This is a genomic window from Brevundimonas sp. (genome assembly GCF_035626535.1).
GTDB lineage: Bacteria > Pseudomonadota > Alphaproteobacteria > Caulobacterales > Caulobacteraceae > Brevundimonas.
Map to the genome: position 1 here is coordinate 19706 of NZ_DASPNO010000007.1, position 13633 is coordinate 33338.

Here is a 13633-nt window from a genome sequence, read left to right on the forward strand (position 1 = left end):
AATCGGCGTCGAGAGTCCCGAGTCAACCGGCCGACATTTTTTAACGATTTGCCGCGGCGCTCCGCGCGACACGACCGATTTCGACGGGTCATAGACATATATTCCTATTTCCGGCCGAGCGATGCGTGCGCGGCCGATGAGGAAGGAGTGCGAGGTGATGAAGACTTATCAGGTGCCGGTTCGGCGCGAGGACAAGGTGAGGGCCGGGCTGGCGCTGGAGCTGGTCGCCGCCTCGACGGGGGTGCCGAAGGAACAGATGGAGATCAGGGCGCGGCTGGACGGTCGGGCCTGCCGGGCCCGGTGGCTTGCCATGTATCTGGCCTATGTGACGTTCGGCTGGCCGATGGACCGCGTCGGCCATGCCTTCGGGCTGAACCGCTCTACGGCGGCGGCAGCGTGCCGCTGGGCCGAAGACGGGCGCGACCGGCCGGCCATGGACGACCTGCTGGACCGGCTGGAGCGTTGCGCCAAGGCCGTGATGGAGGCGCCCGCATGCGAGCTGCCGGCATGAGCGGCGACTGCGCGCGGGCCCGACGGCTGCTGTCGCGGCCCGCGGCGTGGATCGAGGCGGCGCCCGGCGGGGCCTATGTGGTGCGGCTGGGCGCGGACCGGCGGGCCCGGGTGCAACTGGCCATCGGGGAAGCCGACTTTCAGGCGCTGATCGCCGAGCCCGGGCTGAGGGCGCGGCCGGGGGGCGGCTGGACCCGCCGACCAGCTGGCGCGTCCCCGATGGAGCGCCCGCAACCGGGACGGCCAGGGATGGTCGAGGGCCGGCGCGAGGTGATGGACGCGCACGGCCGCATGCGCAGCCACGCCGCCAACCTGACCGTGTCCGCCATCGCCTGGTTGGCGGCGCGGCGCGACGCCGCCGGACGGCCATGGATCGGGCGCGCCGAGCGGGCCGCCGCCGAGCGGCTGGAGATGGACGCCGAAATCGCGCTGGCCGGGCCGTCCCTGACCATGCGCTGGGACGCCCTGCCCCGCTCCGGCGGCGGCTCGGCGGCAAGAGCCGAGCCTGGCGACCCGGCGATCGCCGCGGCTCGACGGGTCGAGGCGGCGCTGGCCGCCTGCGGATCGGCGCGGTCGATGGTGGAGCATATCTGCATCCGGATCAGCAGCCTCCAAGCCGCCGAACAGGCGCTGGGCCTGCGCCGACGGGCCGGCAAGGCGCTGCTGAAACAGGGCCTGCAGGCGCTGGCCGCCCACTATCGCATTGGCTGAGCGACGGAACCGGAGCTTACCCTACGTTACAGGCTCGTAACTTTAACGAACCGGGGTTCGGCCCTAGGGTTCGAGGCGTCGGAAGAGCCGCGAAGCGGCCGCCCGGGGAATGGGGTTTGGTGTTGAAGTCAGTCGTGCTTCCGGTTCTGGCGGCGGTTCTCGCCGTCACGTCCGCGCCCGTTCCCGCGAGCGCGCTGGATCTGTTCCCGGGCTTCGTCGTGGCGCGGGTCTGCCTGCCCTACGCCAGCCGCGCCAAGACCTTCGAGAGCGCCATGCGCGCGGCTCGCGATATGGAATTCCGCCGTCCCGCCGGCGATCGGAGGCCGCTGGAAGAGTGGGCTTCAGAGGTCGAGATGATCTCCAGGGACGGCCGCTGGCGGCTGCTGATCGAGGAAGGCACGGTCGAGGAGAACGGGGTCGAGGCCTACACCCTCACCTGCGGCGTCTCCTCGAACCTGGCCAGCGGCCGCGAACTGGCCCGCGTGGCGCGACGGATGGTGGGCGGCAGTCCGCTGTGGGCCGAGCAACCCGCGACGCCGTGGCGTTGGGACCGGCGTACGACACGGTCCAGCGAATACGCGCTGCGCATCGACGTGACCGAAGTCCCCGGCCAGCGGCCGGTGCTCGCGGCGCGCGGCGTCTACTACTGAGGATCAGGCGGTCAGCGCCGCTTCGCGGATGCGACCCACCATGGCGTTCAGCCCGTTGGCGCGCTGGCGGGTGAGCGCCGACGGCAACCCCAGACGATCGAGGGCGGCGCGGGCGTCGAAATCCAGGATTTCGGCTGGCGTCCGACCGGAGTAGAGCCGCAGCAGCAGGGCGATATTGCCCTTGGACAGGGCGCTGTCGCTGTCGGCGAGAAATTGAAGCCGGTCGCCGTCGCGCCGAACCGCCAGCCAGACCTGGGCGGCGCAGCCCGGCACCTTGTTGGCCGGGATTCGATCCGCGTCCGGCAGCGGCTCGAGATCCTTGCCGAGTTCTATGACGTATTCGATGCGGCCCTCCCAGTCGCCCAGCAGGTCGAATTCCTCGACCAGGTCGGCGAAGACGGCGTCGATAGGGGCGTCGGGCATGGCTTCCGCGTTCATCGGGGCCAGATAGGCCGCCGCGGCGTTAACGACAACCGTGCCGTCGCTCCCCAGAAATGCGCCGCGCCGGCCGTTCGGCGCTCCCCTCTGACGCGTGCGCGCTTTGGACGACTCGCCCGCACGGCTAGGCTCCCTGGCCGGGCGCGCCCTGTTTCATCGCCCTCAACCCCTGTCCGCGTCCGCCCTTGACCGTACCCGCCGACATCGCCGCCAGGGAGACGCCGACCGGCCGCGGGGCGCGGGGGGACCGCCCCGCGCTGGCCGCATGGCACGCCGGTTGGGCCGTGGCGGCTGCGCTGCTGGCGCTGGGCGCCCGCTGGCTGGGCGACGTTGAGGCGCCGGTCTTCTACGGCGTGCTGGCCATGGTCGTGCCGGGCGTCACCGGCCTGGGCCTGCTGCACCGGGACGGGGAACGCGAGCGGATGACGCTGCTCGGACTGTGGGCCTTGGCCGCCGTGGTCGCGGCAGGGCTTTCAGGAGGCCTGACCGGTCCGCTCGCCGGATTCGTCTTCCTGCCGCTGACCGCTGGACTGGCGCTGGGCGGGGTGCGGCCCGTGCAGGCAGGGACTCTCGGGGTTGGCGTTGCGGCGCTCGCCGGGCTGTTGTCGGCCTGGCTGGTCGGACCAGGACTGCATTTGCCCACGCTGGCGGCGATTTCGGCCGTGATGACCGCGGGCGCCGCAGCCCTGGCTGTGCGGCTGTCGTGGCGGCAGAACGAGGCGCGCCTGACCGCGGCCGAAAGCGAGGCCGGCAAGGTCGAGCGTCTGCTGGCGGCGCAGCCGGGGCTGACCCTGGTGCTGGAACGTTCCGGTCGTGTGCTCGCGGCCTACGGCGCGCCGCCCTCGTCCCTGCCCGTCGATCCTCTTTTCGAGCACGGGCTGATCGCCGCGGTCCACGCCCCCGACCGCCCGCGCCTGATGGCCGCTATCGACCGCGCCCTGCAGGGCTCCGACGCGGCGGCCACCTTCGCACCCCGGCTGGCGCTGGACCGGCGGGTGCAGCTGATCCTGCGCCGGCTGGACGATCCCGGACACGAGGCCCCGCGCCTGATTGGCCAAGCCTTCGACGGCACCAGCCAGTACGCCCGCGAACTGGAGCTGGAGACGGCGCGGATCGAGGCCGAGGCGCGCGAGGCCGGCAAGAGCCGCTTCCTGGCCAATATGAGTCACGAACTGCGGACGCCGCTGAACGCGGTGCTCGGCTTCTCGGACATCATGCGTCAGCGGCTGTTCGGGCCGATGCCGGACCGCTACGCCGCCTATGTCGACAATATCCACGAGGCCGGTGGCCATCTGCTGGAGCTGATCAACGACGTGCTCGACGTCTCCAAGATCGAGGCCGAGCGTTACGTGCTGACACTGGAGCGGTTCGACGCCCGCGAACTGGTCTCGGCCGCCATCGCCCTGGTGCGGGTCACGGCCGAGGACAAGGGCGTCATCCTGACCGGCGTGCTGCCCGCGGAGCCGGTCGACGTCTCGGCCGACAAGCGCGCGGTCAAGCAGATCGCCCTGAACCTGCTGTCCAACGCGGTGAAGTTCACCCCGGCAGGCGGCACCGTCACCGTCACGGTCGAGGCCGTCGGCCCCTATCTCGAGATCGTGGTCGCCGACACCGGCGTCGGCATCACGCCGGAGGACGTGCGGCGGCTGGGCCGGCCCTTCGAACAGGCCGGCGCGATCGAGCAACGTCGCCAGGGCACCGGGCTGGGCCTGTCGCTGGTCCGGGCCTTCGCCGAACTGCACGGCGGCCGGATGAGCATCGACAGCACCCTCGGCGAAGGCACGGCGGTGACCGTCCGCCTGCCGGTGGCGCAGGTGGGGCGCGCCGCGCCTGAGGGCGGGGCGGAGATCATCCCGTTGCCCGTGGCCGGCGGCAAGTAGCGGGAACGCCATTCGGCCCGGCTGGAGAGCAGGGAGGCTCTCTCCGCGGCCGGGCCGGGACCCCTTGCGAGGGGGTAGCGCGGAGTCGTCGGGGATTGGGGCCCCTCGTCCGCGGGTCGGGTCGAGGCCGACGCCTCAGCCGTCGATGTCGAGGCCGAGGGCCAGCCGCCCGGTGTAGCGAAGCTGGGGCTTTTGCTGCAGCGGATGGAAGCGGGCTCCCTGCACGTCGCGGAAGGCGCGCTCGATGCCCATGGAGCGATGGAAGGCGCCCCCTCCGGCGACCTCGAGCGCCAGTTCGGTTGTGCGGATCGCCGCCTCCCCGACGAGCGTTCGGCCGATCATAACCCGGCTGGTGGTCTCCGGCCCCGGCATGGCGGTTTCGGCCAGACGGATCATGCGCTCGTGGCTGGCCTCGGCGGCGGCGAAGGCGTTCTCCATTTCGCCGACCAGCTGGAACAAGCCCTCGTCGGCGGGGCGGCGGCGGGCCACTTCGAGCGCCTTCGCACGCGCGCCTTCCGCCACACCGAGATAGGCGGCATAGATCAGCGGGAAGGCGATCAGGCTGATGATGTGGAACAGCGGGTGCCATTTTCCTTGCTCGCGGCGGCCCGCGATCGCGGCATCCGGGACGAAGACCTCGTTCAGCTCGACGTCGTGCGAGCCGGTGCCGCGCATGCCCATGACCCGCCAGGTCTCGTGGATCTTCACGCCCTCGGCCGAGAATGGCACGCCGAAGTGGAGCACCGTCGGCCCCGCCTCCGGATCCTCGTAGACGGCGCTGGTCATCAGCAGGTCCCCGACGAGGCAGCCGCTGGAGAAAATCTTGCGGGCGGTGATACGGAAGCCGCCCTCGACCTTCACCGCGGTCCCGGCGCTCTTCAGCCAGTCGGAGCCGCCGCTGGAGATCAGCACCAGATTCTCGGCCGCGACGCGCTTGAGCAGGCCGTCGGTCGGGGCGTTCTGGTTCCGCCAGCGCCAGAGCGCGGCGGCCACCAGATGCGAGTGCATCGAGTAGGTCAGGGCCGTCGAACCGCAGGCGGCGCCGAGCCGGCGGATCACCGCAGCGGTCTCGCCGTAGTCCGCATCGCCCCCGCCGAGCTCGGCGGGAACGTGGGCGCTGAAGAAGCCCTGCTGCTTCAGAAGCGCGTAACTGTCAGACACAAAGGTGTCATCTGCGTCGTGGCGCGCGGCGTTGTCCGCGAGCCGGCCGGCCACGGCGTCCGCGCGGGCGCGCCAATCGATACGGGTCGCCGCTCGGGCGATGGCGTAAGAAGTCGACATGGATCACCTCGTCGTCGGCTGGAGGCGGCTGACTAGACGGCGGGATCGGTTCCCCTCCAGTTCAGGAACTGAATCCGGCCAATACAGATGCTGAACTGTCTCACACGAATGATCGGCGTTATCCTGCCCTTGATCGAGGGAGGCCGCGATGGCTCAGGGAACCTACCGCCAGTTTTGTCCGGTCGCGATGGCGGCCGAGTTGCTGTGCACGCGATGGACCATCGTGCTGCTGCGCGAGCTGATCGCCGGCTCGACCCGGTTCAACGACCTGCGCCGGGGCGTGCCGCGGATGTCGCCCGCGCTTCTGTCTCAACGGCTGAAGGAGCTGCAGGCGGCGGGGGTGGTGGCGAAGGTCACCAGCGCCTCGGGCGCGGTCGAATACCGGCTGACCGAAGCCGGCAAGGAGTTGCAGCCCATCGTCGACGCCTTCGGCATCTGGGGGCAGCGGCGGATCAAGGCGGAAGTGTCGCTGGAGCACCTCGATGTGCAGCTGCTGATGTGGGACATGCACCGCGGCCTGAACACCACGCCGATGCCCGGACGGCGCGTGGTGATCCAGTTCATCTTCACCGATCTTCCGACGAGCCAGCGGAACGCGTGGCTGATCGTCGATCCGGACACAGGCGTGGATCTCTGCGCCTCCGACCCGGGCTTCGACGTCGACCTGTACGTCAGCGTCGACCTGCGGACGATGACGGCCATCTGGATGGGCTACGAGACCGTGCGCGCAGCCCTGTCAGGCCAGAAGATGACGCTGATTGGAGACAACGATCTCGCCAGGGACATGCAGACCTGGCTGGGGCTGAGCCCCTTCGCGCCCTATGCACCGGGATTCAGCGCGCCTTCCGCTGCTGCATGACGAAGCCGATGACCTTGGCCGCAGCCTCGAAATGCTCGCGCGGGATGGTCTCGTCGACGTCGACAGCGGCGTAGATGGCGCGGGCCAGGGGCACGTTCTCGACGATCGGAACCGAGTGCTCCCGGGCCACCTCGCGGATGCGCAGGGCCAGGGCGTCGACGCCCTTGGCGACGCAGACCGGAGCGGGGTCGCCGTCTCCGGGGTCGTAGCGCAGCGCCACCGAATAGTGGGTCGGGTTGGTGACGATCACCGTTGCCTTGGGCACGTTCTGCATCATCCGCTGACGGCTGCGCTGGGCCCGGATCTGCTTCAGCTTCGCCTTCACGTGCGGGTCGCCTTCGGACTGCTTGTAGTCCTCCTTCAGCTCTTCCTTGGACATCTTCATCCGCTCGGCGAAGCGGTAACGCTGCCAGATGTAGTCGGCTCCGGCCGTGAAACCGAGGAAGACGAGCGCCGAAACCATCAGGGCGATGGCCATGTCCCGGGCCATCGGCAGGATCATCGCCGGCGACATGGCGGCCATGTTTTCGAACTCGCGGATGTGCGGCTTGAGCACCAGCCAGCAGATCACGCCGACGGCCACGAGCTTGAGGAAGGTCTTGATGAACTGGACCAGGCCGTCGGGCCCGAAGATGCGCTTGAACCCCTTGAGCGGGCTGACCTTCGACCAGTCAGGCTTGATCTTCTCGGCCGTGAAGATCAGCCCTGACTGGGCCAGATTGCCGCCGGCGCCGCCGAGGATGGTGGCCAGCATGACCGCGCCGAGGAACGGGGCGACGGCCCACAGGGCGTGGGCCCCGATCTCGACGCCGGCGCCGGCGTCGAGACCGCCCAGCATGGTGTGCGGCTGGGCGATGAAGGGAAGCAGCTGCTCGGCCATCGAGGTGGCGAACCAGCCTCCGGCCATCAGGATGACGGCGGCCGCGCCCATCAGCGACAGGGCCGAGGCCACGTCGGGCGACTTGGCGACGTCGCCCTTCTTGCGCGCATCCGCGAGTTTTCGCGGAGTCGCCTCTTCTGTTTTCGACTCGGGATCGGGCGCTTCAGCCACCGGCGCCTCCCGCGAAAACATTGGCCAGGGCGCGGTAGCGGTCGATGAAAACCGTGCCCAGCACGCCGAGGCTGAGAGCGAAGACCGACAGGCCCAGGATGATGCTGAGCGGGGCGGCGGCGAAATAGACCTGGAAGGCCGGCATGACACGACCGACGAGGCCCGAGGCCAGGTTGAAGATGATGGCGAAGACCAGCACCGGCGCGGCGAGCTGGACGCCGAGCGTGAAGGCGTCGCCCAGCGTCCGCACCGCCATGGCGGCGAAGTCGCCGGTGACGAGCGGGCGGGCGGGCGCGATCAGCTCGTAGGAGCCGACCAGTCCCGCGATGAACAGGTGATGAGTGTTGGTGGCGAAGATCAGGGTCGTGCCAAGCAGCATCAGGAAGGCCGAGATGGTGCTGCCCGGCGAGGCCTGCATCGGATTGGCGGTCTGGGCGAAGGCCAGGGTGGTCTGCAGGGCAACGACCTCGCCGGCGGTGGACAGGGCGGTCAGGAAAAGGCGCAGCAGGGCCCCGATCGCGAGACCAACCAGGACCTCGCGGATAATCCAGCCGGCCATGCCGCCGAGCGTCTCCGGCAGGGCGGGCAGGCTGCCCGAGACCACGGGCCAGAGAGCCAATGACACGACCAGCGCCAGCGACAGGCGGATACGGGGCGGCACATAGCTTTCGCCGACGCCGGGCAGCATCAGCAGCACCGCGCCGATGCGCGCGAAGATCATGGCGCCCTGCCAGACCTGGTCGGCGGTGGCGTAGGGCTCCACCGGCTACATGCCGGCGATGCGCGCGGCGATGGTCCGCATGAAGCCGCCGAGCAGCGCTCCCATAAGCGGCAGGAACAGCAGCAGGGAGACGAAGATGGCGATGATCTTGGGCGCATAGATCAGGGTCTGCTCCTGGATCTGGGTCAGGGCCTGGAACAGGCCGATGACGACGCCGACGACGAGGCCGACGATCAGGATAGGCGCGCACAGCTGGATGGTCAGCCACAGGGCGTCGCGGCCCACGTCCAGAACTTCCGCGCCGTTCATTTCCACGCCCCGAAACACGCTGGCCCACGCCTGGGCCTTACTGGGCAGAAAATGCCGGGAGTGTGGTTAATGAGGCGTTAGCGATACGGCTCTGGATCAATCCCCCGCCCCCGGCGTAAAGCGGAGACATGACCGATCCGACCGTCTCCCAGAGCGAAGCCGAAGCCGCCGTCCGAACCCTGCTGCGCTGGGCGGGGGACGACCCGGACCGGGAGGGCCTGCTCGACACGCCGGCGCGGGTGGCGCGCAGCTATCGCGAACTGTTCGCCGGCTACGACGTCGACCCGCGGGAGTATCTGGAGCGAACCTTCGAGGAGGTCGGCGGGTACGACGAAATGGTGGTGCTGAAGGACATCCGCTTCGTCAGCTTCTGCGAGCATCACATGCTGCCGGTGGTGGGACGGGCGCACGTCGGCTACCTGCCCACCGACAGGGTCGTCGGCATCTCCAAGCTGGCCCGGGTGGTGCATGGCTTCGCCCGCCGCCTGCAGATCCAGGAGAAGATGACCTCGGAGATCGCGCGGGCCATCCAGGAGGTGCTGCGGCCGCAGGGCGTCGGCGTGGTGGTCGAGGCCGAGCACAGCTGTATGACCCTGCGTGGTGTGAACACCGCCGGTTCAAGCCTGACCACCAGCCACCTCAGCGGCGTGATCCGGGACGACGCCCGAACCCGGGAGGAGTTCCTGCGGCTGGTGCGGGGCTAGGTTCGCCGCCGGCTCTTGCCGATGATGGCCACGATGATGATCAGGAAGGCCAGCAGGCGCAGCAGGTAGAACGGGCTCTGCTCCTCGCGCGGCACCTCGAGCAGCGTCGTCAGCAGGGGGGTCGCCGCCAGCAGCAGGAAGGCGGCGGCGAAGGCGAGGAACAGGCTGTCGGCGGTGCGGCGCCAGAACTTCAGGAAGAAGACGGCCGCCACGGCGTAGCCCATGAAGATGGCGCCGCCGGTCACGAGCGTGAGGTTCAACGGTCCACCTCCCAGATGAAGCCGTAGATCAGCACCCCGACGGCGGCCAGCGAGGTCAGTTGGCGAACCAGCGACAGGTTGACGTCGCTCAGCACGACCATGTCGAGCACGACCAGCAGGTTGTTGATAGCCAGCAAGGAGAAGCAGGCGGCGCTCCATAGCAGCAGCGGCTGCCGCGACCGGCCGTACGACCGGATCAGCAGGGCCGCGCACAGGGCGCTTGTCAGCAGGCACAGGCCGTAGACGGCCCCTGGTCCCCAGCCCATCACGACTTCCATCCTCCAAAACGGAACGAGTCCGCGAAGCCCTTGAGCGGGTCGGGGCGGCGCCGCGCGATCGTGTTGACGACAGCCACCGGCCTTTCCCGATAGGCGGCTTCCAGCTCGTCGCAAAGCGCCCGCAGCGTGGGCGAGGCGGGCGCGTAGCGGAAGGTCCCATCCTCGCTCAGGGTCAGGCCCGCCCGTTCGAGACCGCCGAGACAGTCGCTCACCAGTGTGGCGTTGGCGCGCAGTTCGGCGACCAGCCGGTCCACCGGCCAGGCGCGATCGGGCTCCGCGCGCAGCAGGAGCAGGGTCTCCAGCGCCCACACCGACCGAACGGCGCTCTCGATGAAGGCCGACAGGTCGGGGCTCAGCGGGTCCGACGAAGGCGCGCTCACGCCGGCTGGACGGGGTTTGGCCGGAACGACATGGCGCCGGACCCTAGCGCCTGGACTCCAAATGGCAACGCAAGAGATTTCCGACATCCCAGGGAACCAAGCTGAGCCCTTGCGGTTTTTCGCAGTTGGTTCGGGGGAAGCAGCGCCATGAGGTGACAGGAGCCATTGAGACGGTCGACGCCGGTCGCACCGCCGTGCTCGCGTGATCTCCAGGCCTTGCGCCTCCGGCTGAATGGGTCGTCCCGCTCCGAAGGTTGAAGAATGTCGATCGCCGCCCTGGCTCCCGAACCCGCCCTCGATACACGTCAACTGCTGGCCGCCTTCCGGGCCTTCCGACGCGGAGATTTCTCGGTCCGGCTGCCCGGCGATCTGACCGGCATCGACGGAGAGCTGGCGGAAGCCTTCAACGACGTGGTCGAACTGAACGACCGGATGAGCCGCGAGTTCAGCCGCCTCGGCGAGGCGGTGGGTCGGCAGGGCAAGATCAACAACCGGGCCCGCGTACCCTCGGCGACGGGTTCCTGGGCCGCCAGTGTCGACGCCGTCAACACCCTGATCACCGACATGGTGCACCCGACCGCCGAGATGGCGCGGGTGATCGGCGCCGTGGCCAAGGGCGACCTGTCGCAAACCATGGACCTCGAGAACGAGGAACGGCCCCTGCGGGGCGAGTTCCTGCGTATCGGCCGGGTGGTGAACACCATGGTGGGCCAGCTCGGCTCCTTCGCCTCGGAAGTGACCCGGGTGGCGCGCGAGGTCGGCACCGAGGGCAAGCTGGGCGGTCAGGCGAACGTGAAGGGCGTCGCCGGCGCCTGGAAGGACCTGACCGACAACGTGAACTTCATGGCCGCCAACCTGACGGGTCAGGTGCGGAACATCGCCGAGGTGACCACCGCCGTGGCCAACGGCGACCTCAGCCGCAAGATCACCGTCGACGTGAAGGGCGAGGTGCTGGAGCTGAAGAACACCATCAACACCATGGTGGACCAGCTTAACGCCTTCGCCTCGGAAGTGACCCGGATGGCCCGCGAGGTGGGCACCGAGGGCAAGCTGGGCGGACAGGCCCAGGTGAAGGGCGTCACCGGCACCTGGAAGGACCTGACCGACAACGTGAACTTCATGGCCGCGAACCTGACCAGTCAGGTCCGCAACATCGCCGAGGTCACCACCGCCGTCGCCAAGGGCGACCTGTCCAAGAAAATCACCGTCGATGTGAAGGGCGAGATCCTCGAGCTGAAGATCACCATCAACACGATGGTGGACCAGCTTAACGCCTTCGCGTCCGAGGTGACCCGGGTGGCGCGCGAGGTCGGCACCGAGGGCAAGCTGGGCGGTCAGGCGAACGTGAAGGGCGTCGGCGGCGCCTGGAAGGATCTCACCGACAACGTGAACTTCATGGCCGCCAACCTTACCGGTCAGGTGCGGAACATCGCCGAGGTGACCACCGCCGTGGCCAACGGCGATCTGTCCAAGAAGATCACCGTCGATGTGAAGGGCGAGATCCTCGAGCTGAAATCGACCATCAACGCCATGGTCGATCAGCTCAACGCCTTCGCCTCGGAAGTGACCCGGGTGGCGCGCGAGGTCGGCACGGAAGGCAAGCTCGGCGGTCAGGCCCAGGTCACTGGCGTGACCGGCACCTGGAAGGACCTCACCGACAACGTCAACCTTATGGCCGACAACCTGACCGGCCAGGTGCGGAACATCGCCGAGGTGACCACCGCCGTGGCCAACGGCGACCTGTCCAAGAAGATCACCGTCGACGTGAAGGGCGAAATCCTCGAACTGAAGTCGACCATCAACACCATGGTGGACCAGCTCAACGCCTTCGCCTCGGAGGTGACCCGCGTGGCGCGCGAAGTCGGCACCGAAGGCAAGTTGGGCGGCCAGGCGAACGTGAAGGGCGTCGCCGGCACCTGGAAGGACCTCACCGACAACGTGAACTTCATGGCCGGCAACCTGACCGGCCAGGTGCGGAACATCGCCGAGGTCACCACCGCCGTGGCCAAGGGCGACCTGTCGAAGAAGATCACCGTCGACGTGAAGGGGGAAATCCTCGAGCTGAAGTCGACCATCAACACCATGGTGGACCAGCTCAACGCCTTCGCTTCCGAAGTGACCCGTGTGGCCAAGGAAGTCGGCACCGAGGGCAAGCTGGGCGGTCAGGCCCGCGTGGAAGGCGTCGGCGGCACCTGGAAGGACCTGACCGACAACGTGAACTCCATGGCCGCCAACCTCACCGGTCAGGTGCGCGGCATCGCCGAGGTGGTGACCGCGGTCGCCAACGGCGACCTGAAGCGCAAGCTGACGCTCGACGCCAAGGGCGAGATCGCCTCGCTGGCCGACACCATCAACGGCATGATCGAGACGCTGGCCATCTTCGCCGACCAGGTCACCAACGTCGCACGCGAGGTCGGCATCGAGGGCAAGCTGGGCGGACAGGCGCGGGTGCCCGGCGCCGCCGGCCTGTGGCGCGACCTGACCGACAACGTGAACCAGCTGGCCGGCAATTTGACCACCCAGGTGCGCGCCATCGCCGAGGTCTCCACCGCGGTGACCAAGGGCGAACTGACCCGCTCCATCACCGTCGAGGCCTCGGGCGAGGTCGCGGCGCTGAAGGACAACATCAACGAGATGATCCGCAACCTGAAGGATCAGACTCTCAAGAACACCGAGCAGGACTGGCTGAAGACCAACCTCGCACGGTTCACCCGCATGCTGCAGGGCGAGCGCGATCTGGCCACCGTGTCGAACATGGTGCTGTCAGAGCTTGCGCCGCTGATCAACGCCCAGCACGCCGTCTTCTACGTCGCCGACAAGGACGCCGAGGAAGAAACGATCCTGGTGCTGGCTGCGGCCTACGCCTCGACCGAGCGGGAACAGCTGTCCCCGACCTTCCGCCTGGGCCAGAGCCTGATCGGCCAGTGCGCCAAGGAGAAGGAGCGCATCCTGCTGACCAATGTGCCGCGCGATTATGTGCAGATCGGCTCGGGTCTGGGCGGCGCGGCGCCGCTGAACATCATCATCCTGCCAGCCCTGTTCGAGGGCGAGGTCAAGGCGGTTATCGAGCTGGCGACCTTCGGCGAATTCTCGGAGACCCACCAGTCATTCCTCAGCCAGCTGATGGAATCGGTCGGCATCGTGCTGAGCACCATCGCCGCCAACATGCGCACCGAGGGACTGCTGAGCCAGTCGCAGCTGCTGACCGCCGAACTCCAGGCGCAGCAGGAAGAGCTGAAGATGACCAACGACCGGCTGGAGCAGCAGGCCGCGAGCCTGCGCCAGTCCGAGGAACTGCTGCGCGCCAAGCAGGAGGAGCTGCAGCAATCCAACGCCGAGCTGGAAGAGAAGGCGGTGCTTCTCTCGGCCCAGAACAAGCAGGTGGAGGCCAAGAACATCGAGGTCGAACAGGCCCGCTTCGCGCTGGAGGAAAAGGCCGAGCAGCTGGCCCTGACCTCGAAATACAAGTCCGAATTCCTGGCCAATATGAGCCACGAGCTCAGGACGCCGCTGAACAGCCTGCTGATCCTGTCGAAGCTGCTGGCCGACAATCCGCAGGGCAACCTGAACCCCAAGCAGACCGAGTTCGCGCGGACCATCA

Annotated in this window: 15 protein-coding genes; 7 read left to right on the plus strand and 8 right to left on the minus strand. The window is 68.5% G+C overall.

Features of this window, described 5'->3' with window-relative positions:
- Positions 1 to 157: 157 nt before the first annotated feature.
- The 3 genes from VEC04_RS00575 (at position 158) to VEC04_RS00585 (ending at position 1871) form a co-directional block, all read left to right on the plus strand.
- A complete protein-coding gene (locus VEC04_RS00575) occupies positions 158 to 511 on the plus strand; it encodes a chromosomal replication initiator DnaA (protein ID WP_324772758.1) in 354 nt (117 codons plus the stop codon).
- A complete protein-coding gene (locus VEC04_RS00580; RefSeq protein WP_324772760.1) occupies positions 493 to 1221 on the plus strand; it encodes a DUF6456 domain-containing protein in 729 nt (242 codons plus the stop codon). Before VEC04_RS00575 ends, VEC04_RS00580 begins: the two co-directional genes overlap by 19 nt.
- 134 nt (positions 1222 to 1355) lie before the next feature.
- A complete protein-coding gene (locus VEC04_RS00585; RefSeq protein WP_324772762.1) occupies positions 1356 to 1871 on the plus strand; it encodes a hypothetical protein in 516 nt (171 codons plus the stop codon).
- Between the two features lie 3 nt (positions 1872 to 1874).
- Here the strand turns inward: VEC04_RS00585 and VEC04_RS00590 are convergent, their stop codons facing one another.
- Positions 1875 to 2309 (minus strand): SufE family protein, encoded by a 435-nt coding sequence (locus tag VEC04_RS00590; RefSeq protein ID WP_324772764.1) that lies wholly within the window; start codon positions 2307 to 2309, stop codon positions 1875 to 1877.
- A gap of 185 nt (positions 2310 to 2494) precedes the next feature.
- Here VEC04_RS00590 and VEC04_RS00595 point away from each other — a divergent pair, with 185 nt between their 5' ends.
- Positions 2495 to 4189, plus strand: a complete 1695-nt coding sequence (locus tag VEC04_RS00595; RefSeq protein ID WP_324772766.1) for a HAMP domain-containing sensor histidine kinase — start codon at positions 2495 to 2497, stop codon at positions 4187 to 4189.
- A gap of 135 nt (positions 4190 to 4324) precedes the next feature.
- On the opposite strand, the gene VEC04_RS00600 is transcribed toward VEC04_RS00595, so the two are convergent.
- Positions 4325 to 5470 (minus strand): acyl-CoA dehydrogenase family protein, encoded by a 1146-nt coding sequence (locus tag VEC04_RS00600; protein ID WP_324772768.1) that lies wholly within the window; start codon positions 5468 to 5470, stop codon positions 4325 to 4327.
- 148 nt (positions 5471 to 5618) lie between these two features.
- Here VEC04_RS00600 and VEC04_RS00605 point away from each other — a divergent pair, with 148 nt between their 5' ends.
- The gene (locus VEC04_RS00605; RefSeq protein WP_324772770.1) at positions 5619 to 6329 is read left to right on the plus strand and encodes a helix-turn-helix domain-containing protein; all 711 of its coding nucleotides are present in this window, start codon (positions 5619 to 5621) and stop codon (positions 6327 to 6329) included.
- Here VEC04_RS00605 and flhB read toward each other — a convergent pair.
- From flhB to fliQ, 3 genes are read right to left on the minus strand one after another with little or no spacing between them, the layout of a single operon-like run.
- On the minus strand, positions 6304 to 7380 hold the full coding sequence (gene flhB / locus VEC04_RS00610) for a flagellar biosynthesis protein FlhB (protein ID WP_324772772.1): 1077 nt from the start codon (positions 7378 to 7380) through the stop codon (positions 6304 to 6306). The genes VEC04_RS00605 and flhB overlap by 26 nt on opposite strands.
- Entirely contained in the window at positions 7373 to 8143 is a 771-nt protein-coding gene (gene fliR, locus VEC04_RS00615) for a flagellar biosynthetic protein FliR (RefSeq protein WP_324772775.1), read from the minus strand. Before fliR ends, flhB begins: the two co-directional genes overlap by 8 nt.
- 3 nt (positions 8144 to 8146) lie before the next feature.
- Complete coding sequence (fliQ, locus tag VEC04_RS00620) at positions 8147 to 8410, minus strand: flagellar biosynthesis protein FliQ (RefSeq protein ID WP_324772777.1); 264 nt, start codon at positions 8408 to 8410, stop codon at positions 8147 to 8149.
- 128 nt (positions 8411 to 8538) lie between these two features.
- Here fliQ and folE point away from each other — a divergent pair, with 128 nt between their 5' ends.
- Positions 8539 to 9114 carry a GTP cyclohydrolase I FolE gene (folE, locus tag VEC04_RS00625; RefSeq protein ID WP_324772779.1) on the plus strand — a complete coding sequence of 192 codons (576 nt, stop codon included), beginning with the start codon at positions 8539 to 8541 and terminating at the stop codon, positions 9112 to 9114.
- Here folE and VEC04_RS00630 read toward each other — a convergent pair.
- From VEC04_RS00630 to VEC04_RS00640, 3 genes are read right to left on the minus strand one after another with little or no spacing between them, the layout of a single operon-like run.
- Complete coding sequence (locus tag VEC04_RS00630; RefSeq protein WP_324772781.1) at positions 9111 to 9374, minus strand: DUF5985 family protein; 264 nt, start codon at positions 9372 to 9374, stop codon at positions 9111 to 9113. The genes folE and VEC04_RS00630 overlap by 4 nt on opposite strands.
- Positions 9371 to 9652, minus strand: a complete 282-nt coding sequence (locus VEC04_RS00635; protein WP_324772783.1) for a DUF5985 family protein — start codon at positions 9650 to 9652, stop codon at positions 9371 to 9373. The genes VEC04_RS00630 and VEC04_RS00635 overlap by 4 nt, the downstream gene beginning before the upstream one ends.
- Positions 9640 to 10032, minus strand: coding sequence for a hypothetical protein (locus VEC04_RS00640; RefSeq protein WP_324772785.1), 393 nt, complete (start codon positions 10030 to 10032; stop codon positions 9640 to 9642). Before VEC04_RS00640 ends, VEC04_RS00635 begins: the two co-directional genes overlap by 13 nt.
- Before the next feature lie 261 nt (positions 10033 to 10293).
- On the opposite strand from VEC04_RS00640, the gene VEC04_RS00645 reads away from it, so the two are divergent.
- A partial coding sequence (locus VEC04_RS00645) for a HAMP domain-containing protein (RefSeq protein WP_324772787.1) occupies positions 10294 to 13633 on the plus strand: 3340 nt, incomplete at its 3' end.